The sequence below is a fragment of the uncultured Corynebacterium sp. genome (assembly GCF_945649885.1).
In the GTDB taxonomy this organism is placed as follows: Bacteria; Actinomycetota; Actinomycetes; order Mycobacteriales; family Mycobacteriaceae; genus Corynebacterium.
This window is the reverse complement of the sequence record NZ_CALZFS010000037.1, coordinates 1-21445: the sequence shown is the minus strand read 5'-3', so window position 1 is coordinate 21445 and position 21445 is coordinate 1. Positions and strand designations below refer to the sequence as shown.

Here is a 21445-nt window from a genome sequence, read left to right as displayed (position 1 = left end):
TCAGTGATTCCAGCTCATTGTTCACCTCAACACGCAGTGCCTGGAAGGTTCGCTTCGCAGGGTGACCGCCGGTGCGTCGGGTTGCAGCCGGGATGGTGGCATAGAGCAGTTCCACCAGGCGGGCCGATGTGGTGAAAGGTTCCTTCTCACGTTCCTTGAGAACGGCCGAGGCGATCTTCCCGGCGAAGCGTTCATCACCATAGGTTTTCAGCACCCGGGCGATATCACCGTGGGAGTAAGTGTTGAGCACATCCGCGGCAGTGATCCCCTGGGTGGCGTCCATGCGCATATCCAGTGGTGCATCAGTGCGGTAGGCAAAACCACGCTCCACCTGGTCCAACTGCATGGATGAGACACCCAGATCAAAGAGTGCACCAGAGATCCCCTCAGCGCGCGCCAGATCTAAGATTGGTCCCTGTTCAGCCTCAAGGACATCAGCAAGTCCATCAAAGCGGGTTTTCACCCCGAGGAAACGATCTCCGAAGGACTCCAGCCGGGCGCGTGCATCACGCAGAGCGTTGTCATCACGGTCCAGGCCGATGACGCGTGCCTCCGGAAACGTGTTGAGGAAGAATTCGGTGTGCCCGCCGGCGCCGAGGGTAGCGTCAATGATAACCGCCCGGCTCCCCATCGCTTCAACCTTCTGGGCGATCAGTGCGGCCATCCTGTCCCGCATCACGGGGACGTGACCATGGTTTCCACCGATGGAATAATCATCCATTGTGCTGCTCCCCCTTCTTCCCTGGCTGATAGTGCGTGTTTCAAAAAATGTACTTATATGTTTGGACAAAAAGACTGCGCGACACTCCATCCCTGGGTAGTCACGCAGTCCGTTATCCATAACTCACGGAGTGCGTACAGGGCCCCACTCGAAATGTTGATCTGATGTTGGGGAAGTACACCAGAGCTAACTCTTCGAGTGGAGTCCTTACACGCGCTCCATGTCCCGTGCAGATGAAGTCCCACTTACAGGAATCCACCGAGGACATCATCCTCACCTGCAGAAAACGCAGCTTCGGTCTCCTCTTGGTACGTGGCCCAGGCCTGTGCGTCCCAAATTTCCAAAAAGTCGACTGAACCGATAACCACGCACTCCTTCGTGAGCCCCGCATAGCTGCGATGCCCGGCTGAAAGGGTGATACGTCCCTGTGCATCAGGTCGTTGCTCATCCGCACTTGCCGCAAGGTTTCGGATGAACGCACGCGCCTCTGGACTTGTCCGGGAAATTGCTGCTGCCTTGCGGGCACGTGCAGCAAACTCCTCTCTCGGATAAACCGCGAGACTGTGGTCCTGACCCTTTGTCACCATCAGGCCCCCAGCAAGTTCCTCTCGAAACTTGGCTGGAAGAGTCAACCTGCCTTTATCATCCAGCTTGGGAGTGTAGGTACCAAGGAACATCCTCGGGGCCCCTTCCCTGCAAGCTCTCAGACATTGACATTTCAGTTTGTGTCTAACAGTGTGCGGTGGTCCCTCATGCCGGACCACCGTCCACCGCTGACGCCCACATTACCCCACTTTCCCCCACTCTTATCAAGTGCCACAGAGCATTTCCCCCATAGGCAAAGGATCCCCACAGGTCAAGGGGCTAAAACAAAAATGGGGGAACTTTAACAGTTCCCCCTCCCGAGACCCTCAAGTGCAACTTGAGGCTCTCTGGACCCCTTAATCAGCATCCCGATCCAACACTTCGAAACCCGGAAAACCCCCTCCAAACTGGCAATATCCTGCCATTTCCCATCCCCAGATCAGCATTCCTCAATGTTCACGCACAGGATTTAATGGTCAGACCAATATGGGTGGGGGCCTGTGGGGGAGAAAACAGAAAATCCGGTGAACCATCACTGGTTCACCGGATTCTGGAGCATGGCCAAGCCGGGAGGTGGGGCCTCAGCCTCTAGGAGTATGTATTAACTACTGCCCTTCAAAACGACGACGGAAATTCTCCTCCATCTTGTCACCCAAGGAAGATCCCCCTGCGGTACCTGAGGCAACCTTTCCAGAACGCGGAGAAACGGAAATCCCGTTCCCGCCTCCGCCACGGAGCATCCACACCCCGGATCCGAACATAACGAGAAAACCGACGACTCCGAGTGCTGCGAACCACAGGGTCTGCTGACTCAGTGCCACGCCAGCAACCAGCAGCACCAAGCCGACTACAAACAGTGCAATTCCACGGAGGCTGAGACCACCGCCTGTAAGCGCGCTGTCGCCTGAAACAGACTTTCCAAACTTTGGATCATCTGCCATGAGGGCCTGCTCAATTTCGCGCAGTGCCCTTTGCTCCTGCTCTGAAAGCGACATGGTGTCCTCCCGGTGGGTTGTAGATATGTTTTTCCTTCTGCCCTATTAACGCCCAGATTATCCGGATTGTTCCCGGTTACGCCAATAACACCCAAAAGGAAGCGAATACAGATGAGGCAGATGCCCAGGAAAAAGTGTTACCCCTCACCAGAAGCCTGTCCCAGCGCGGAAAAATATCCGGAACCCGCTCCTTAAAGCGTCATTTTCTGAGATCAGCACGGTCCTTGCCACTCAATGTGATGATTTCGTCACACCGGCCCCTCCCGACGAAAACCCGAGACACCCCCTCCCCCTGATGCCCCCAGTCCCTGCAGGCAACTATGCCACCGCTGGCAGCCACCCCGTCTCATCTTCTGCCTCACTGAGGAACTGCTCTACACGCACCATAAAAGCGTCCACCATCGCCTCTGTCAGATTCACATCAAGTCCATTGACTGCCCGCGCCCTGACACGAGAGAACCCGGAGAGCTCATCAGCCCACGCAGCAGCCCTCTCATCCACCAGACGGAGCCGCTCCCAGGCGCCGGTTGGTTTACGCTTTCTGGCGGCCGCCGCACTATCTGCAAAAACAGCACCAGCGGTCCTGAGTGCGGATTGATAGGAGAGTTCCAGCGCGAGCACCAGGTCCCCCTCTTCCCGATGCCGGATCGACTGCGCCAACAACACACGCGCCTTCGAAAGGAATTCTGTCGACTTGCCACCAGCTCGAGCAAACCGCGTTGTTGCTGAAATAACCTCGCCCATCAAACTCACTCCTTCCCAACACTCAGGCACTGGTCCATACCAGTGGTTTCATGATGTTTCAGAGCCTAGGACGTGGCCCGGACACCATACCCCCAATTTTAGAACACTCATTCTATAGCGTCAATGCTTTTTCGGATTCTGGCCGACATTAAAACTCTCCCGTGCAGTCACTTACCCCACTACCTTCCAGACATGGCCACGGAAATATCCCTTCCGTGGTTTGATGGGAACTGTGTCCTTAACTATCCGCAGATTGAGTGCCCCAGAATTTTCGGTCAATGCGCCCGTGCTGGTTGATATCTACATCACCGCCATGGGATATGATCCCGCGATCCGGGAAACACGTATCAACGTGTGGCGACGAAACTCCCTGAACCTCGGGTTCACAGCCGCATGCGCGTTACTCAATGATCGGGTTGTTGGAATCGCCTATGGTTTCAACGGCGATCAGGATCACTGGTGGCAACACCAGCTGCGTAGGGGACTCCGGGACATGGGCGGTCCGTCCACCGATCAGATTGAGATTCTCCGGGACTATTTCGAAGTCGCTGAAGTCCATGTCATGCCGGGCCATCAGGGAATGGGCATCGGACGGAAGATGATGCTCGAGCTGTTAGATGGACAATCCGCCAAAAATGCCATCCTCTCAACTCCAGAGGTTGAAGCTGAGTCGAACCCCGCCTTTGGCCTCTACCGGTCCATGGGATTCCAGGACCTCCTCCGCAATTTCCGTTTTGATGGAGATCAGCGAGAATTCGCGGTTCTACACACCGGGCTTCCCTGTGCCTGCAGCACCACGCCTTCGGTTAACCCAAGTGACAACATGACGGGGTGCTCCTAGAAAAACATTGAGGGCGGGGCACAGATCGAATTCTGTGTCCCCTCCCTCATCAGGTTGTTGTTCACTACCTCACAGCATCATGCCCATGTTCAGCACCCCAGGCTGGGGCCATGCCCAGGTTATGCAGAACCTCCTGGGTGGCCCTGGTGAAATTCAAGGTCATGAAATGAAGGTCTGGAACGCCTTCAGCAATGAGCCGCTCCGCCATTTCCGAGGTGACTTCAATCCCAACCTTTCGGACCTCTGCCTTGTTTGCCTCTTCATCACCATTAGCAGCCTTGAGAAGACGCTCCTCCAGAGCTCGTGGCAATACAGCACCAGAAAGCTCAACCTGGCGTCGCACAGAACGCAGACTAGTGATCGGCATCAAACCAGGAATGATCGGCTTGGCACCGTGAACTGGATCAGCGGCAGCCAGTCGGTCACGGAGTCGCAGGAAATCATCCACGTCAAAAAACATCTGAGTGATGGAGTACTCAGCGCCCGCACGCAGCTTGGCCAGCGTGTACCGGGTGTCATTTTCCAGGGACCCAGCGCGGTGATGGCCCTCCGGGAAGGAGGCGATTCCGATATCAAAGTGGGCGAACTCGGGATTGTCCCGGATCATCTCAATCAGGTCCAGTGCGTAATCAAAACCGCCCTCGGTGGTGACCCAATCTCCGAGCGGGTCCCCGGGGGGATCTCCACGTAGTGCCAGGAGGTTGATCAGTCCCAATGCGGAGTATCCACGCAGGATCTCCTCAAGTTCCTCCCTGGTATGGTCAACGAGCGTGAGATGAACCAGTGTGGTCAGTGGTTGTCGTGACAGACGACGTGCCACACGGGAGGTTCTTTCACGGGTTGATCCCCCGGCGCCATAGGTGACAGAGACAAATGATGCCCCCAGGTCGTGAAAGACCTCAGCCGCCCGATAAAGGCGGTTCTCAGCCGCATCATCCCGTGGGGGCATGAATTCCACGGAAAACGGTACTCGTCCTGGGACCGGATGCTTGAGTACATCACTGATCGACCATTGCGAAGAGGCTGGGATATTCATTGACGACATGTCTGGGTATCTTATGTTATGTAGACATATTGGGATTGAATGGACCCAGCTATATATTCATATCCCGCAAGATTCAAAACTCAACCACTATTTCGGCTAAGGACCTCTTTTGAGCACATTTGATGCCCGTGACCTAAACCTCGACCAGATTCCTCAGGTGGTCCACGAACGACTCACCCGGTTCCTGGATGCCCGTGCTGCAGAGGTTGCCACCATAGGCGGTCCAGTGGTTGAGGCTGTCAGCTATCTTCGGGATTTTGTTCTCAATGGCGGGAAGAGAATTCGTCCTCTGAATGTCTGGGCCGGTTTCATTGCTGCCCAGGGTCCGTCGAACAGTCCAGAGAAGCTGGAGGCGGTTCTGGATGCAGCAGCCAGCCTGGAGTTCATCCAGGCATGCGCTCTGATTCATGATGACATCATTGATGCTTCTGATACACGCCGTGGAGCCCCCACTGTTCACCGGGCGGTGGAGAAGTCCCATGCAGAGAGCAATCTTGAGGGTGAATCAGCGCATTTTGGTGAGTCCGTTGCGATTCTCGCCGGCGATATGGCGTTGGTGTGGGCAGAGGACATGCTCCAGGATTCTGGTTTATCCGCTGAGTCGCTCCTTCGTGCCCGTGATGCCTGGCGTGGCATGCGTACTGAGGTGATCGGTGGGCAGCTGTTGGATATCTATCTGGAGGCCAGTGCCAGTGAGTCGATCGAACTGGCCAATTCCGTCAACCGTTTCAAAACTGCTGCCTACACCATTGAACGTCCGCTGCACCTGGGTGCTTTACTGGCTGGTGGTAGCGCGGAGCTGATCGCCGCCCTGCGCAGCTATGGGCATGACATCGGTATTGCCTTCCAGCTCCGGGATGATCTGCTGGGGGTGTTCGGGGATCCCGCCATCACCGGCAAGCCAGCCGGTGATGATATCCGTGAGGGTAAGCGCACTGTCCTGCTGGCGCTGGCGCTGGAGCGGGCTGATGCCTCTGCTCCTGAGGCTGCTGCACGTATCCGAGCTGGTATCGGCAAGGTGAGTCAGCCATCGGAGATTGCTGAGATCGCCGAGCTCATACGTGAAACTGGTGCTGAGGAAGCGGTGGAGGAGCAGATCTCTGCACTCACCACTTCCGGATTGGCCCACCTTGAGGCTGCACAGCTTCCTGAGCAGGTCCGGGAACAGCTGCGTGACCTGGCTGTACGCGCCACCGAACGCAGGATGTAAACAAACCTCATGGCATATAAGAAGTTCACCAAGATCATCTCCAACCCGGTGCCCATCGGGATCATTGCCGCGATTGTGCTGACCCTGGGGTCCTTTGGTGGCGGCGCCATCCGCTACCGCGGAGGTGTGCTCGATACCCTGGGATTGGGGTTTTTATCCTATGGGCATGGTCAGGGCATCTCCAATGCCTTTATGCTGCTTGGCACAGTCTTGTTGGTGATCACATGGGTGAGCCTGGGCAGGGTCCTGTTCCGTGGGAAGTTGGGCTTCGATAAGCGCATGGTGCTTGTGAAACGTACGCTGTACGCGGTGGTCATCCCGTTGCTTTTTGCAGCCCCCATGATGTCGCGGGATGTGTATTCGTATCTCATGCAGGGTGCGATGCTCCGTGATGGTTTTGATCCTTACACAGAGGGTGCCGCCGTCAATCCCGGCCCCATGCTGCTGGAGGTGTCGCATGACTGGCGAAACACCACCACACCCTATGGTCCACTGCACCTGTGGATTGGTGAGATGGTGACCACCGTGGTCGGTGATAGTGTCACCGCCGGTGTGATCATGTACAAGTTGCTGTCCACCGCTGGTTTTCTGGCCATTGCCTTTGCGATTCCCCGCATCGCTGGCCATTTCGGTGCTGATCGTGCTGTTGCCCTGTGGCTCGGGGTGGCCAACCCGGTGATGATCATCCACATGATCGGCGGGATGCACAATGAATCCATGATGGTGGGGCTGGTCAGCGTGGGTCTGCTACTTGCCTTGAACAGGCGCTTCGCACTGGGTGTCGCCCTGATCGCTGTTGCGGTATCGATGAAGGCCACCGCGGCCATCGCCCTGCCTTTTGTGGTGTGGATCGGTATGCATCAGATGGTGGAGAGGCTGACTAAGCACCCCACTACCGCCATGGTTTCCCCGAGCAATAAGGAAACTGCTCACCTCTCACAGGGAGATGAGGCTGAACCGGCCCCGATGTTGAGTCAGAAGATCATCGCCTTCTTCGCCACCGGTGCGGTGGGTGTGTTCATCACCGGTGCGGTGGTCAGCGTGATCACCTGGGCCTCCGGGGCATCCTGGGGTTGGATCAGCGAGATCAGTGGCAACTCCAAGGTGATCAACCCCCTGGCGATGCCCTCCCTGGTCGCCGGGCTGATTTCCTCTGTGGCATCGGTGTTTACTGATGAGTTCGATTACAACGCGGTTGTGGGGGTACTTCGCACCGTGTCCATGGTTCTCATGTTGCTGGGACTGGTGGTCTGCTGGTGGCTCTTCCGGCAGAATGCCCGGCGCGCCATCATGGGCACCACAGCTGCTTACACGGTTGCCTTCATCTTCAACTCTGTAACACTGCCGTGGTATTACGCCAGTTTGATCACCCTGGTGGGTACCTTCAATCCCCCACCGGCGCTGCTGAAGTTTGCCACTGGTGCCTCCATTTTCATTGCCCTGATGTTCACAGGCAGTGGAAACCATCAGCTCTACACCATTCCCACGGTGATTCTTGCTGCCATAGCCGGCTGGTTGTCGGTGTTGTTCATCTTTGAGAAGCACCCTCTCAAGGCTGCAGCCCCTGAGCCCTCCACTGCTGTTTAACTGCTGTCTGCCGTTGCTACCAGCTCCACGCAACCCGGCGGACTAAAAGAAAACTGCCCACCTTGGGTCAACAGGAAGGAAGTTCCTTCCGTGTCAGACAAGGTGGGCAGTGCTGGTTTCAACGGTGTTGACTGGCGGGCTGACACCCACCGGTGGGGACGTTCCCTACGGTTCTCTGCAATTTTATACAGCCATGGCCTGCGCCCGGCGCATGACTTCACGGGCGAGCTGTCCGTGCAGGGCATCGATGGGACGACCGGGCAGGGTCTCATCCTCGGTGAAGAGGAAGGTCAGGATCTCAGTATCTGAGTAGCCGCCGTCAGCCAGCAGGGCGATGACCCCAGGGGTAAAACGGTTGGTATTGTCTTTCTTGGTGCTGAAGAAGGCTTCCGGGATGTAACGGACACCATCACGCTTAACAGCGATGATCTTGTGCTCATTGAGCAGGTCCATCACCTTGGTGATGACGACGCCGAGGCGCTCCGAAACTTCTGGGAGGCTGAGCAGTGGCTCATCTGCCGGGAGGATGTCATGGGATGCATAGTTGGAACTCACAGCATTAATGTAGCGTCTTTTCCCCCGATCAGTGAAGTGGGCTGTTGAGACTGCCCTGATCCCGCTACCACTTTTTGTGTTCAGTCATCCATACTGGTTTCCATGGCTTACTTGAAGGTCGGTGACGTTTTAGAGGACAGGTACCGCATTGAAACCCCCATTGCGCGGGGTGGCATGTCGACGGTGTACCGCTGCATTGACCTTCGTCTGGGGCGTTCCGTGGCAGTGAAGGTCATGGATTCCGCTTATGTGAATGATTCGGTGTTCCGGCAGCGTTTCCGTAGGGAGGCACGCTCCATGGCCCAGTTGTCACATCCCAACCTGGTCAATGTGTATGATTTTTCCTCCTCGGGTGATCATGCCTTCATCGTGATGGAGCTGATCACCGGCGGCACCTTGCGGGAGCTGTTGGCAGAACGTGGCCCGATGCCTCCGCATGCGGCGACAGGGGTCATGCGTGAGATCCTGACGGGACTGTCAGCGGCACATACCGCCGGGATGGTCCACCGTGATATCAAGCCAGATAATGTGCTGATTGCCCGTGACCACCGGGTGAAACTGTCAGATTTCGGGCTGGTTCGTGCTGCATCAGCGGGGCATTCCACCGATGACAAGATCGTGGGAACAGTCGCCTACCTCTCCCCTGAGCAGGTTGAGGGTGCAGAGATCGGACCCGCCAGTGATGTCTATTCCGCAGGCATTGTGCTCTTTGAGCTGTTGACAGGCACCACCCCATTCCGGGGCATCGATGATATGGCCCATGCTTATGCCCGCCTCACCGAGGTGGTACCCGCACCGAGCTCGCTTATCGACGGAGTCCCCTCCCTTGTCGACGCACTGGTGGCCACCGCCACCTCTCCGGATCCTACGGACCGTTTTGATGATGCCGCGGAATTCCTCGCGGCATTGGAAGATGTGTCCAAGGAACTCAGTCTGCCGAGTTTCAAGGTTCCAGTACCTGTGGACTCAGCCGCCAACCGTGCGAATGCGGCAGTGCCTGATGTCCAGCCCACAGAGATGTTCACAACCCACCTGTCACCGATGACAGACCGGAGAGATCAGACATCGGTGATTCCGGTGCAGGATGATCCTCACTCACATTCCGATCCCAATGAAACCTCCATCCTGCCTGCCCACCCGGAACCCCCAGGAATGGTCGCCCCCACCCCACTGCCGGGGTCTTCTCCTGAAGCAGGTCACCCGGCAGCTCCGGTACGCCGTGACGAGACAGAACTGTCCCCTGAACACCCTGCTGGTGAAGGCAGCGATATCGCACTGGGTGCACCGGTGACCAACCGTTCCAAGTTGAAGCTGACCGTGTGGCTCCTCATCGTTGCGCTGCTGGCAGGTGCCATCGCCGTGGGTGGTTGGTGGTTCGGCTCAGGTCGTTATGGTGAGATTCCCCAGATCATGGGGTTGGATGAGATCCAGGCGGTTGCCGTGGTGCAAGAAGCAGGTTTTGATTCTGTGACCGACACCCGATTTGATAATGAGGTCCCGGCTGGTTCCATCATCGGGACTGATCCTTCTTTTGGTGAGCGCCTTCCTCGTGGCGAGGATGTCACCATCCTCGTCTCCCAGGGGCGCCCAGTTGTTCCGGATCTCGGCGAGGACCGACGATCCCCCAGTGATGTTCGTACCGCCCTGGAAGACCAGACCTTTGTCTGGGTGGATGCCCCGGGGGAATACTCCGATGACATCCCCGTAGGTGATGTCGTCTCCCTCACCCCTGCTCCGGGAACAGCCCTGGAGGTGGGGTCACATGTGCAGGTGCATCTCAGCCGTGGCCCCGCACCGGTGGCTGTGCCCGATGTCGCCGGCATGGACATTGCTCAGGCAACCCGTGTGATTGATAATGCCGGTCTCACGGTTGAACGTGTGGAGGAATCCTTCGACCCTGACACCCCCGGGGGAACAGTGTTTGCCACCTCCCCTGAGAGCACCTCAGAGCTCAGCCGTGGTGATGGCGTGGTGCTGAGGGTGTCCAACGCCATTGAAGCTCCGGATGTTGTTGGTATGAAGGAGGCCGAAGCCCTGGAGATGCTCGCGGAGGCAGGCTTGACGGTATCGTCGACAAGCACTGTTCCAGAGGAAGTTGCCAAAACAGCCGATACTGTTGTCACCATGTCACCTGAGGCAGGTGGGCTGGTGGATCCCGCCAACCCGCAGGTCAGTCTGGGACTTGCCGGCCAGGTTGAAGTCCCCAATATCATCGGCCGTCGTGTCGAGGATGCCCGCCAGATCCTGGAGGATGCTGGTCTGGTTCTGCTGACCGATTCCGGAGACCAGGATAACGACCGCATCTATTCCCAGACTCCCCGACCACGAACTGATGTTGCTGCAGGTGCTGAGATAGAGGTACGGGCAATCTAAGTGTCTCTTCCGATAAATTACCGCCATTACGCACCGAATGTGCTTGCCTGGGTCCTCATTAGTGCCCTGACGGTGGGAGTCTCCTTCGAACCGGAACTCACCTGGCGTTATCTCCTGGATATGCACGTCTACATCCAGGGCGCTGAACATTTCTGGACCAGCTCAGATCTCTACGACACCTACTTCCCCACCAGGAGCGAGGGCCTGCCCTTCACCTACCCGCCCTTCGGGGCCGTGGTGTTCACTCCCCTGTGGTTGCTTTCCGAGGTCATTGGACAGACCGCCACAGAGCGTGTGCTCACCGTGATATCCGTGGTGGCACTCTGGATGGTGGCCAGGACTCTTGCCTCGGCAGCGTCCGCAGCTGGCAAGCAGGTGCGGGTTCCTGTGGTTCTGGCCGTGTTGATGTGCAGTCTCACGGTGCTCAGCACCCTGGACCTCGGCCAGGTGAACACCATCCTCATGGCCCTGGTGATCGCGGATGTTGGTCGTTTGACCCCACGGGTTCCCCTGGGTGTACTCACGGGTATCGCCGCCGCCATCAAATTAACCCCACTGGTATTTGGTTTGTATTTCCTGCTGCTCTGGTTTCACCGACGCCAACCACAGGGACTGCTGGGCATGGGAGCGGGTTTCTTCGGAGCCACAGCCCTGGCCTGGCTGCTGAATCCGGCAGATTCACTGGTGTACTGGACCCAGACGCTGACCTCCTCCAGCAGGATCGGCGAACCCTGGTTTGCCAAGAATGTCTCCCTCAGGGGCATGCTGTCCCGCTTCCCTGACCTGGAAGCCACCACTGCGCTCTGGGCCATCATGGTGATCGTGGTGATCATCCTTGTGGCAGCAGCCTCCCTACGGCTACTCCGCAGCAGTAATACGCCGATGACTCACCTGTTGGTGATATCCCTGGTCTCATTGATCTCCCTACTGTGCTCGCCGGTCAGCTGGCATCACCACTGGGTCTGGCTGGGTACCCTCGCCGTCTGCCTCTGGTGCACCGGCCACAGGGTTTTTGCACTCTGGGCTGTGTTTGCCCAGACCTTCGGGGCCTTCCACATGTTTCTCCGAAGCTCCGACAGGGTGGAGTTTGACTGGACCGTGGTGGAGCATATTCTCAGCACCCACTATCTGTGGTTCTCCCTGGTTCTGCTGTTGTTCTTCACTTTTCCTCAGGTTCCAGAAACAACCGTGAAGAGAACACACCGATCAACAAATAGGAACCTGTAGGACGGGAAGTCTAGGATGGGATCTTTATGTCTCACACACCCGCGGGTTGTTCCGACCATGAACCTTCAATGTTGTTGAAAAGGACCGTAACATTGCGTACTCCCCCGGAGTCTGCCCTTCACGATGATTCTAAAACCAGGCGAATCACGATCACCTTCAGAGAGATTCTTCTCCTGATCTCAACAGTTGGTATCGCCGCAGGACTCATTGCCAATAAAATTCTTGTGGAAAAATTCAACTGGCGGATCGATGCGGTTGTCTATTCCAAGGGCGGTGAAGCGCTTGTCAACAACCAACCGCTTTATTCTGAGCCTTTCGACATGGGCGATGTCTCCCTGCCGTTCATCTACCCACCGATCGGCGCCGCCCTCTTTTCACCTCTTGGGCATTTCGACTTCATCACTGATGAGATGGCCGGAAATCTGATCGTCGCACTGTCATCCTTCCTGCTGCTCGCCTGTCTCTACCTGGTGTCTTATGCTGTTCTTGGTGGCCGCGACCGGTTGCTTTCCTTCACCATCGCAGCGGTGGTGTGGCCCATTGTCCTTTTCACAGAACCGGTCATCCTCAATGCAGACCTGGGGCAGATCAACATCCTGATCATGACACTGGTGATTTATGATCTACTACCCGTCAAACGGCGTCTCCCCCGCGGCGTACTGATCGGGCTTGCAGCATCCATCAAGCTGACACCTCTAGCTATGTTGCTCTACTTCCTGGTGAAGAAGGACTTCCGGGGCATCCTCAACGCTGTGCTCTCCCTGCTGTTCTTCACCGGGATCGGTGCCCTGATCTCCTGGAACCGCACGAAGGAATTTTTCCTCACCACCCTGCTGGATCTCAACGCCAGTGGTGATTCCGGTGTGAGTACCGTCTTCCAGTCCAACAGTTCCTTCCAGGCCATGATTTACCGCTGGTGGACCTCACCGCAGGCTGCTGAAGAATCCTCCCTGCCCACCATCCTGTGGCTGGTGCTGTCGCTGAGCAGCATTGTTATTGTGGCCTTCCTCATGCACCACCTCTTCATCCGGGGACTCCATGTGGAAGCTGTCATGGTCAACGCCATGTTGATGTTGCTCATCTCCCCGATTTCCTGGTCCCACCACTGGGTGTGGTTGCCACTGTGGGCCCTGGTGTTCTTGGTGCGCTTTGTCCAACATCCCCACCATCCACGGATCCTGTTGTGGAGTGGACTGGTGTTGAGTATCTTCCTGTTGATCCTGCCGCCCAAGTGGTGGTTTGGTCGTGATGGAGTCAATGTCTTCGCCCTGAATTTCTGGGAGAAATTGCTGATCTCCGACTGGACGTGGATCTCCATCACCCTGATGATCACGCTTGCGTTGTCCCTGAAAACCTACCAGCGCACCAGCGATGCCACTGCCCACCATCCCAGTTTTTTCTAGCCTGGTCCAGCTTAAGCCACTGAAGAACACAAGACAGGGGGCGGGGGACAGTTCATGTGAACTGTCCCCCGCCCCCTGGCTTATGTATCTGAAGGGTTGAGGAAAACTACCTTTAGTTACGCAGCATCTCCGCAACCAGGAAGGATAGCTCCAGGGACTGCTGGGTGTTCAGACGTGGGTCGCAAGCTGACTCATAGCGGCCTGGCAGATCAACGTCGGTGATGTCTTCTGCGCCACCGAGGCACTCGGTAACATCCTCACCGGTGAACTCGATGTGGATTCCACCTGGGTGGGTGCCCAGTGCGCGGTGAACCTCGAAGAAGCCCTGGACCTCGTCGATGACCTTGTCAAAGTGGCGGGTCTTGTAGCCGTTGGAGGCAGTGAAGGTGTTGCCGTGCATCGGGTCCGACTGCCAGATGACCTTGTGTCCGGCAGCCTCAACGGCCTGGATCACACCTGGGAGTACGGAACGGACTTTGTCGTGGCCCATGCGTGCCACAAAGGTCAGTCGGCCGGGGACGAAGTCCGGATCCAGCTTGTCGGCGTAGGCGACAGCTTCCTCCGGGGTGATTCCCGGGCCGATCTTGATGCCGACAGGGTTGGAGATCATGGCGGCGAAGTTCACGTGGAAATCATCCAGTCCACGGGTACGCTCGCCGATCCACAGCTGGTGAGCGGAGAGATCATAGAGTTCCTGGTTGCCCTCCTCATCGGTGGCCAGACGGAGCATGGAACGCTCATAGTCCACCAGCAGCGCCTCATGTGAACAGTAGATCTCTGCGGCACGCAGTGATTCATCGGAGACACCACAGGCCTCCATGAAGCGAAGACCGGAATCGATCTCGCGGGACAGGGCTTCATAGCGGGCACCTGCCGGGGAGTTCGCCACGAACTCACGGTTCCAGTCGCTCAGACGGTACAGATCTGCAGTACCGGAGCTGGTCAGTGCACGAACCAGGTTCATGGAAGCTGAGGCATTGGCGTAGGCCCGGATCATGCGTGCTGGATCATGGCGGCGTGCCTCAGGGGTGGCCTCGACACCGTTGACGATATCGCCACGGTAGTTGGGCAGGCCGTTACCATCCAGATCGGAGGAACGTGGCTTGGCGTACTGTCCTGCGATGCGTGCCATCTTGATGACCGGGGTGGACGCACCATAGGTGAGTACAACCGCCATCTGGAGCAGAGTCTTGATATTGGCACGGATATGAGGTTCTGTGTTGGACTCGAAGGTCTCTGCACAATCACCACCCTGCAGGAGGAATGCCTTACCATTGGCAACGTCGGCAAGCTTCTTCCTCAGTTCGATGACCTCGGGCGCGACGACGATCGGTGGCACTGATTCGAGGATCTTGCGCACGTTCTCCGCCTGAGCGCGGTCCCAGGTGGGCTGCTGCTTGGCGTCGCGGGAAATGGTGTCCTCGAACTGCTCCTGCATGCCTTCTGGCAAGGGGGGCAGATCCGGGAGAACTTCTTTAGGGATATCTACTGTCCAACTCACACTCCTATTCATAGCACGGTTCCACCATTTTCATAGAATGAAATACAGCAGAAGGTTCTTCCCACTTAGTGGACAATGCTGGATAGTGCTACCTCACACCCGATTTTTCGGCCCCAGCGGCAATGCACTCATGCACAACTTGAATTTCGCCAGATTATGGCGCGCATCAACCAGAGCATCATGATTGCCCTCAGGCAGAGCGGGAAGCGGTGGGCACCCGGCCATCTCCCAGTACTGCTTCAGCTCACGGGTGTAGCGGGGAATCTGTCGGGGCAGTCCAGTCATATCGCCCCACATCTGGGCCAGGAGCACATGATCATAGGCACCCACCCAGGCCCACAGCTCAGGCTTGCCCGGACCCGAGGTCAGGAAACGGAAAACCTCATCCCGGATCTTCTCATTGGACTTCCAGACACCGGATGAGGGGTTCGGCAGTTTATCAAGCACGTTATAGCGCACCCAGTTGTTTGCCTTGGAACCATCAAAGTCCGTGGATACTGCATAATACTCGCGACCATCCTCGGCCACGATCCCGATGGAGACCAGCTCAATCGTGCGTCCATCTTCGATGAACTCGGTGTCATAAAAATAGCGCACGGGATACCCTGTGATCTTTCGCTAGGTGGAAATACTGTCAGCCTTCAATCGTAGCGGTGCCTGATAATGTACTTCCAACCACAGTCTGTTTTCCGTTGTGGTTTCCATTGGAGCAGAGCAAAACCACTCAATGCCCGATTCAACTTATGGGAACCTGCAATCCACCGGCTAGAATCCTGAAGAATGCAAGGCAAACAGGTTAGCAGTGACAATGAGACACCCGGTGGATCCTCAACACACCCCTCCCAGTCCCCACAGGCCCAGGGATCATCATGGATCACCAACAAGCGCCTCAGAGTGGCACTGATCTGGGCAGCATCGATTGCCACGGCTGCGGCACTCTGGCCTGTTGTCTTCAACGTCCGCGCTATTGAAGCCTTCATCTTCTTCTATCACATTGATTCTGATGTCTACCGGGCAGGAGCACAGGCCTTCCTCGATGGCCTCAACCTCTATGAGCAGGACTATGTGGTGGGTGGTATTCAACTGCCCTTCACCTACCCCCCGATCGCCACTGTTATCTTCACCCCTCTCCTGCTTGTTCCGAGCAGCACCATGGGGGTGCTGCTGACACTGCTGTCTGCTGCCCTGATGTGGTGGTGTATCGCCATCGTGTTACGCCGGGTGGTCAAGGGAATCTCCGTGGGGGATTCCCGGATGTTCGCCCTGTTCATCCTCCCCATCGCCCTGTTCACCGAGCCGGTCAACCAGACCCTGCAGTTCGGCCAGATCAACATCCTGCTCATGGTCCTAGTGCTGATGGATACCTTCACCAAAAAGCCCTGGCTCCCACGTGGATTCTGGATCGGTCTCGCTGCAGCCATCAAGCTCACCCCAGCTGTCTTCGGCCTGTATTTCCTGGTGAAGAAGGACTGGAAAGGTGCGACCATCTCAATACTGTCAGGTGTCGGTTTCACCCTCCTGGCCTTCCTGCTCCTGCCATCCAGCTCCAAGGTGTACTGGACTGAGACGCTGAGTGACCCCAGCCGCATCGGCAACCTCTCCTACATCACCAACCAGTCAATCCGCGGCATGTTCAGCCGACTGCTGCATGAGAATCAGGATCTCGTGGAACTGATCTGGATGGCTAGCGTGGCACTGACCCTCATCGGCGTGGCCATCGCCATGATCCGCGTTCTCAAAGCAGGATCACCGCATGGTGCGGTGCTGCTCAACTCCCTCATCGCACTGCTGTGCTCCCCAGTGTCCTGGTCACACCACTGGGTCTGGTTGATCCCCATCGCCCTGGGTTTTGCCGCCGGTGCCTGGACTCAACGTCAGCAGTCTCCCACCACAGCCACCACCGCCGGTGTCATGGCGATCATCTCCACTGTCCCCATGCTGGTGCCCACCTTCTGGAACATGCCCTATGATTCCGAGGCCGCCCCGGCCTGGCCGCTTCTCCTCCACCCCTCGGGTAGTTCCTATGTGGTGGTGGCCATCGCCATCGTCATCGTCGCCCTGATCAATCCCCGCGTATTTGGCACAGACCGCCCAGCCGATGGTAAAACCAGTGTGAATCCAGCACTCACGGTTGTTCTTTTCATCATGGCGATCTATCTGGCCATCAACGCCTGGTACAAGGGTGAAAACGGCAATCTCCGCCTCATTGAACACCCCACCGCGGTCCTAGAAGGCGTTGACCTCACCCACTTTGGTTATCTGATCACGGAACCCCTGCGTGGCAACAACATCCTATCCCTGTGGGTCATCGGCGCCATCAATATCCTGGCACTTGTCTGGTGCGTGGTGGTTGTCCTGCAGCGCCTGCTGGATAGAAAACCAACGGTCTTCACCTTCTCCGTCGCCGTGGTGGTCGCGCTGGTGTCCTACCCGGTTCAGAATGCACTTCAGGTTGGTTCACTGACCCTACTTGCTTTAGCACTCATCCTGACCGATCTGCTCAACCCACGTCCTGTGCTGCGTCGCGGACTGCTCACCGGCATCACAGCCGGGCTCGTTGGTTGGCCAGTTCTCGTGGTCTTGGCATTGCTGGTGCAGCGTCGACTGATGCCGGCACTGACCGCCACCATCACCGCGGTAGTGCTGTGGGCAGTGGGCTGGCTGTTGGCGCCGTCCGGGGTCACCACGTTTATCGACGCCCAGTTCACCATCCATGATGGCGCGGACAATGCCTCCCTGTCAGCTTTCCTTACCCGGTGGATTGCGGACTCCCCGATCATCCTGATCATCTGGTTCCTCATCGCAGTACTCGGCGGACTCTGGGCAATCCACAAAACACACGTCTCCGGAGAAGCCACACTCTCCACGGTGCTGAGCATTGCGCTTCCAGCAGTGGCTCTGCCAACCGTGTACGCATACATGTGGGTACTGTTGATCCCCCTGGCCATCGTGCTACTGAGGTCCGGTCGTTTCTTCGCGGTATTCCTGGCGGGCTTTATCGCCCTGGTCAACTGGGTCCCCATCCAGGTGCCCTATGAGTCATTCTTCCCCCTGAACAACCCCGAGAAGTTTGATCATGTGGGCCTGGCCGCCAGTTACCTGCTGGTGGAACCCCTGACCATTGCGCCAGCTGCCATTGGACTATTGCTCTTTATCTCCGGAGCAACAACATCAGCGCAGGCGGGAAGAAATATTTAGAGCTCCCCTGCCCCTGAAGACTCCGGCTGCTGGTTCTTCTTGTCCTTCTTCTTCATAGGTACAAAGAGAACCAGGGCAATGCCGATCACCAGGATGGGGGCGATCACTTCTCGAAATATGTCAAGGGCTGCCACGACCACATAAAACAAGATTAAAAGCGTGGTCACACCCAATCTGCTCAGCATTATCTTATCCACGTAGCACTACCTTCTTGAATCTAGAGATTTAATCAGGTTGCTATTTTACGCCCCTGCGCACTCTAACTCTTCATCGAGATGCTTTGTGGGGATGCTACAAGTGGTGCCTCGGGACGTTTTCCGGTGATGGGCTGACCAGATTCAGGCAGCTTCGGTGGGAGCAGGGTCCAGCCCAGCACCGGAACCTTGGAAATCAGATACATCAGGTAGGAACCTGCCAAGGCCAGGAAGAAGGCAATGAACAGCCATGTTCCAGTCCACTGCATCGGATTCGTGGAATCATTGTCAATGACCATGTGCTCCCACTTGAGGGTGTAGCCAAACAGAATCGTCAGGCCGAGGGCGTGACCGAGATAAATCACCAGCGTGTGGCTTCCCATGAAGCGAAGCAAACGTGCCACCGGTGGCAGCTTGGTCAGCCATACCGCCAGAACCACGCCCGCCGGGAGGGAGAGAACTCGAATAAGCATTCCGGGCAGATGTCCCATGCTGAAGGGTGAGAGGTCTCCGCCCAACAGGGTGGCAACATCATTTTTCAGAGCGATGAACCACATCTGGTAGTCACCCGGCTCCCGGGTTCTCAGCAGATCTTCCAGCGCACTGATGGCCAGGCCGGCAACATAGAAAGCCACTGCAACAACAACTGCCTTCGGACGTCCTGCCGCATCGGCAAAACGGGTGATCAATGGCCTGAAATAGGCACCGATCAGGAATGCCGGCAGGTAGATCAGTGTTTTACGCAGGATCTCATTGTCGCCGAACATCGGCATGAACAACCAGGGGACAACAAGTGCAGAGGTGAAAACCAACCACACCGGCAGCTTCCTGGTTGCCCACAACACAAGGTTGAACCACACCAGGAAGAACAAGAACCAGTACATGCTGGTGCTCTGAACAACCTTGTTCACATAATAGAAGGCATCCGGCATCTCAAAACCATTGAAGATGAATCCTTCCACACGGTTGAAGAACAACTCAATGGGGGTCCAAAACAGATAGGGAACCAAGAAGAACCACAGACGACGCTTGAACAGCTGCTCGAAGGTGAAGTTCAGCACCTTCACAGAGAAGAATCCTGAAACCAGGAAGAACAGTGGCATCCGCAGCGGATCCAGGAAGTGATTCAACTGCGCGAGGAAAGAATCCTCCCCCTCGGGGACCACCATGGAGACATGCAAGAATACAACACCGAGGATGGAAAGCCCCTTGGCCACATCCGGCCAATCCATGCGGGCTTTCTGTGTTGCCACTGGAACAGCACTGATGCTGCTTCCTGGTTTCATAAAATTAAGCACTCCTCGGTGACAACATTACGTACCGGCGAAAGTGCAGAATATGGAACCCTCTGCGGTGCGTACTGGTTATCCTATTGACAACAACGGCTGGTGACAGCCATGCCTCTGGAATCACGTACGGATTCCGAACCAGCTAAGAGGCTACCGGAGGCACAATCTTAAGTAAATAAAAGGCAAACAGGTTTCACAGACTGTGGAACCTAGCCCTGGTGACCTATTCACAAGTGGATTCTTAAGGTTGTGCACCCTCTGGGTAACCGTTACCTGCAGCAAGAGACTTCTTCACGTCCTGGGCATAAACATCCACATAGGGTTGACCGCTCATGTCAGACAAGATCAACATCACATGATCAGTAAGAGCCCGGGCTGTCTCACGGCTTGTTGGATCCAGGTTATGTTCCGCTGCGAAAGCCGTGGGGTCGATGGCTTCGCCCACCTTCATCCGGACCTTCTTCGGACGTGGGAAGGCGGTACCGATCGGGTTGGCATCACGGCTTCCGATCATGGCGATGGGCACAACCGGTGCCCCGGTTTCCAATGCCACCACGGCCATACCAACCTTGCCCTTGTAGATACGGCCATCCGGGGAACGGGTTCCTTCCGGGTAGATTCCCAGAGCGGTACCGGAACCCAGAATCTTCTTAGCGGTGGAACGCAGGGAGTCCAGCGCATTGCCTGCTTCCCTGTCCAGTGGTGCCTGTGCCAGTGATTTGAAGAACCACCTCTTGAACTTCCCCTTGAATCCCGGAGCCGTAAAGTATTCAGATTTGGCAGGAAACACCATCTGGCGCGGGCATTTGAGGGGGAAGTAGAAGGAATCCATCACAGCCTGGTGGTTGGATGCCAGGATGACTGGCCCCTCAGCTGGAATGTTATCTACACCGGTGATTTCCGGACGGTTGTACACATTCAGAAATGGGCCGATCAGAACATGTTTAAAAATCCAGTACCACTTGTTCTGCATGGTGTCCGATGTACCTTTCCGCGCATTTTCATAAGGGGTGCCCACCGGGGAATCTCAGGCCCCGGCCAACGAGTTTCCAGACTACTTCACGCACCACTTTATGTTGGGTAAGTGTACCCGCGAGTCTTGAAGCTTCACCACAGAGTTGTGGGAAAGGGGGCGCGTCGACAAGCTGTCAGCGGGAGGCGACCGCACTGCGCGCCAGGTCAGCAACGCCGATTATGCCGGCATCTGAGCCCAGTCGTGCGGTGCCCACGCGTGCCAGGGGGCGGTAGCCTGTACCCACAAGGCGCGTGGAGAAGTGTGCGACGGCTGTCTCCAGGTAGATATCGGCATCACTGGATACTCCCCCGCCGATGACGATGAGCTCCGGATCCAAAATATCTGCCACCATGGATAGGCATTCACCCAGCCAGGTGCTGAAATCCTCCATCACGGCAACACCCAGCGGATCACGTTCGCGGGCGGCGGTGGTGATCATCTTGCCGTTGAAGGTGTCCGGCTCACGGCGCAGCACATCCAATAGAGCACTGTTGGTGAAGGTTCCGGTGTCAGCCAATTCGCGGGCGGTATCCACCAGGGCGGTGCCGGAACAATAACGTTCGAGACAACCGGTCTTGCCGCAGGGGCAAGGGCGCCCATTGGGAACCACACGCAGGTGGCCGAATTCCGGTGCGGTTCCATAAGCACCACGGTAAATCTCCCCGTCGACGATCAGCGCCGCACCGATGCCGGTTCCAATGGCCAACAGCACCCAGTTATCCGAGCCCTGGGCGCTACCGAAACGGTACTCACTCCAGGCGGCGGAATTGGCGTCATGCTCCAAGCGAACAGGAAGTTTCAGTCTGTCTTCCAATCGGACACGGACAGGTGCATCGCGCCAGGGCAGATGCGGGGCGAAACGCACTATCTCGCAGGCAGGATCAAGAAAGCCCGCGACAGCCAGGCCAACAGCATCAATCTGGTGATCACGACCCAGCTCTGACACCAGGTCTGCGATTCCA

Annotated in this window: 19 protein-coding genes; 7 read left to right on the top strand and 12 right to left on the bottom strand. The window is 56.8% G+C overall.

Annotation, left to right across the window (positions count from 1 at the left end; translation table 11 throughout):
• From rsmH to Q0M74_RS05860, 4 genes are all read right to left on the bottom strand, one after another.
• A partial coding sequence (gene rsmH, locus Q0M74_RS05875; protein WP_293952400.1) for a 16S rRNA (cytosine(1402)-N(4))-methyltransferase RsmH occupies positions 1 to 721 on the bottom strand: 721 nt, incomplete at its 3' end.
• Between the two features lie 245 nt (positions 722 to 966).
• On the bottom strand, positions 967 to 1398 hold the full coding sequence (gene mraZ, locus Q0M74_RS05870; protein ID WP_293952398.1) for a division/cell wall cluster transcriptional repressor MraZ: 432 nt from the start codon (positions 1396 to 1398) through the stop codon (positions 967 to 969).
• Between the two features lie 513 nt (positions 1399 to 1911).
• Positions 1912 to 2301: a DUF3040 domain-containing protein gene (locus Q0M74_RS05865; protein ID WP_293952396.1), complete on the bottom strand. Its 390-nt coding sequence runs from the start codon at positions 2299 to 2301 to the stop codon at positions 1912 to 1914.
• A 318-nt stretch (positions 2302 to 2619) separates the two neighbouring features.
• Positions 2620 to 3045, bottom strand: coding sequence for an SAV_6107 family HEPN domain-containing protein (locus tag Q0M74_RS05860; RefSeq protein ID WP_293952394.1), 426 nt, complete (start codon positions 3043 to 3045; stop codon positions 2620 to 2622).
• 232 nt (positions 3046 to 3277) lie between these two features.
• On the opposite strand from Q0M74_RS05860, the gene Q0M74_RS05855 reads away from it, so the two are divergent.
• Positions 3278 to 3886: a GNAT family N-acetyltransferase gene (locus Q0M74_RS05855; protein ID WP_293952392.1), complete on the top strand. Its 609-nt coding sequence runs from the start codon at positions 3278 to 3280 to the stop codon at positions 3884 to 3886.
• 64 nt (positions 3887 to 3950) lie between these two features.
• Here the strand turns inward: Q0M74_RS05855 and metF are convergent, their stop codons facing one another.
• Positions 3951 to 4931 (bottom strand): methylenetetrahydrofolate reductase [NAD(P)H], encoded by a 981-nt coding sequence (gene metF / locus Q0M74_RS05850; RefSeq protein ID WP_293952390.1) that lies wholly within the window; start codon positions 4929 to 4931, stop codon positions 3951 to 3953.
• A 109-nt stretch (positions 4932 to 5040) separates the two neighbouring features.
• Between metF and Q0M74_RS05845 the strand changes: the two genes are divergently transcribed.
• On the top strand, positions 5041 to 6141 hold the full coding sequence (locus tag Q0M74_RS05845; RefSeq protein ID WP_293952388.1) for a polyprenyl synthetase family protein: 1101 nt from the start codon (positions 5041 to 5043) through the stop codon (positions 6139 to 6141).
• 9 nt (positions 6142 to 6150) lie between these two features.
• The gene (locus Q0M74_RS05840; RefSeq protein ID WP_293952386.1) at positions 6151 to 7728 is read left to right on the top strand and encodes an alpha-(1->6)-mannopyranosyltransferase A; all 1578 of its coding nucleotides are present in this window, start codon (positions 6151 to 6153) and stop codon (positions 7726 to 7728) included.
• 183 nt (positions 7729 to 7911) lie between these two features.
• Here Q0M74_RS05840 and Q0M74_RS05835 read toward each other — a convergent pair whose 3' ends face one another.
• Positions 7912 to 8283 carry an Rv2175c family DNA-binding protein gene (locus Q0M74_RS05835; RefSeq protein ID WP_293952384.1) on the bottom strand — a complete coding sequence of 124 codons (372 nt, stop codon included), beginning with the start codon at positions 8281 to 8283 and terminating at the stop codon, positions 7912 to 7914.
• Between the two features lie 102 nt (positions 8284 to 8385).
• On the opposite strand from Q0M74_RS05835, the gene pknB reads away from it, so the two are divergent.
• The 3 genes from pknB to Q0M74_RS05820 all read left to right on the top strand — a co-directional run bounded on the left by pknB (position 8386) and on the right by Q0M74_RS05820 (position 13286).
• Positions 8386 to 10656 carry a Stk1 family PASTA domain-containing Ser/Thr kinase gene (gene pknB, locus Q0M74_RS05830; protein ID WP_293952382.1) on the top strand — a complete coding sequence of 757 codons (2271 nt, stop codon included), beginning with the start codon at positions 8386 to 8388 and terminating at the stop codon, positions 10654 to 10656.
• A complete protein-coding gene (locus tag Q0M74_RS05825; protein ID WP_293952380.1) occupies positions 10657 to 11883 on the top strand; it encodes a glycosyltransferase 87 family protein in 1227 nt (408 codons plus the stop codon).
• Between the two features lie 92 nt (positions 11884 to 11975).
• A complete protein-coding gene (locus tag Q0M74_RS05820) occupies positions 11976 to 13286 on the top strand; it encodes a glycosyltransferase family 87 protein (protein ID WP_293952378.1) in 1311 nt (436 codons plus the stop codon).
• 112 nt (positions 13287 to 13398) lie between these two features.
• On the opposite strand, the gene Q0M74_RS05815 is transcribed toward Q0M74_RS05820, so the two are convergent.
• Together Q0M74_RS05815 and Q0M74_RS05810 are read right to left on the bottom strand one after the other, a co-directional pair.
• The gene (locus Q0M74_RS05815) at positions 13399 to 14787 is read right to left on the bottom strand and encodes a class II 3-deoxy-7-phosphoheptulonate synthase (protein ID WP_293952376.1); all 1389 of its coding nucleotides are present in this window, start codon (positions 14785 to 14787) and stop codon (positions 13399 to 13401) included.
• 93 nt (positions 14788 to 14880) lie between these two features.
• A complete protein-coding gene (locus Q0M74_RS05810; RefSeq protein ID WP_293952374.1) occupies positions 14881 to 15384 on the bottom strand; it encodes a polyadenylate-specific 3'-exoribonuclease AS in 504 nt (167 codons plus the stop codon).
• A gap of 183 nt (positions 15385 to 15567) precedes the next feature.
• On the opposite strand from Q0M74_RS05810, the gene Q0M74_RS05805 reads away from it, so the two are divergent.
• Positions 15568 to 17985 (top strand): glycosyltransferase 87 family protein, encoded by a 2418-nt coding sequence (locus Q0M74_RS05805; protein WP_293952372.1) that lies wholly within the window; start codon positions 15568 to 15570, stop codon positions 17983 to 17985.
• Here the strand turns inward: Q0M74_RS05805 and Q0M74_RS05800 are convergent.
• The 4 genes from Q0M74_RS05800 to Q0M74_RS05785 form a co-directional block, all read right to left on the bottom strand.
• Positions 17982 to 18182 carry a hypothetical protein gene (locus Q0M74_RS05800; RefSeq protein WP_293952370.1) on the bottom strand — a complete coding sequence of 67 codons (201 nt, stop codon included), beginning with the start codon at positions 18180 to 18182 and terminating at the stop codon, positions 17982 to 17984. The genes Q0M74_RS05805 and Q0M74_RS05800 overlap by 4 nt on opposite strands.
• A gap of 62 nt (positions 18183 to 18244) precedes the next feature.
• Positions 18245 to 19465, bottom strand: a complete 1221-nt coding sequence (locus tag Q0M74_RS05795; protein ID WP_293952368.1) for an acyltransferase family protein — start codon at positions 19463 to 19465, stop codon at positions 18245 to 18247.
• 244 nt (positions 19466 to 19709) lie between these two features.
• On the bottom strand, positions 19710 to 20441 hold the full coding sequence (locus tag Q0M74_RS05790; protein WP_293952366.1) for a 1-acyl-sn-glycerol-3-phosphate acyltransferase: 732 nt from the start codon (positions 20439 to 20441) through the stop codon (positions 19710 to 19712).
• Between the two features lie 175 nt (positions 20442 to 20616).
• On the bottom strand, positions 20617 to 21445 hold an 829-nt coding region (locus tag Q0M74_RS05785; RefSeq protein WP_293952364.1), incomplete at its 5' end, for an ROK family protein.

What these genes read in the sequence shown, in the direction of transcription:
- Q0M74_RS05805 (WP_293952372.1), top strand. Translation starts at nt 15,568, where the DNA reads ATGCAAGGCAAACAGGTTAGCAGTGACAATGAGACACCCGGTGGATCC.
- Q0M74_RS05790 (WP_293952366.1), bottom strand. Translation starts at nt 20,441, where the DNA reads ATGCAGAACAAGTGGTACTGGATTTTTAAACATGTTCTGATCGGCCCA.
- Q0M74_RS05840 (WP_293952386.1), top strand. Translation starts at nt 6,151, where the DNA reads ATGGCATATAAGAAGTTCACCAAGATCATCTCCAACCCGGTGCCCATC.
- Q0M74_RS05860 (WP_293952394.1), bottom strand. Translation starts at nt 3,045, where the DNA reads ATGGGCGAGGTTATTTCAGCAACAACGCGGTTTGCTCGAGCTGGTGGC.
- mraZ (WP_293952398.1), bottom strand. Translation starts at nt 1,398, where the DNA reads ATGTTCCTTGGTACCTACACTCCCAAGCTGGATGATAAAGGCAGGTTG.
- Q0M74_RS05865 (WP_293952396.1), bottom strand. Translation starts at nt 2,301, where the DNA reads ATGTCGCTTTCAGAGCAGGAGCAAAGGGCACTGCGCGAAATTGAGCAG.
- metF (WP_293952390.1), bottom strand. Translation starts at nt 4,931, where the DNA reads ATGTCGTCAATGAATATCCCAGCCTCTTCGCAATGGTCGATCAGTGAT.
- Q0M74_RS05795 (WP_293952368.1), bottom strand. Translation starts at nt 19,465, where the DNA reads ATGAAACCAGGAAGCAGCATCAGTGCTGTTCCAGTGGCAACACAGAAA.
- pknB (WP_293952382.1), top strand. Translation starts at nt 8,386, where the DNA reads ATGGCTTACTTGAAGGTCGGTGACGTTTTAGAGGACAGGTACCGCATT.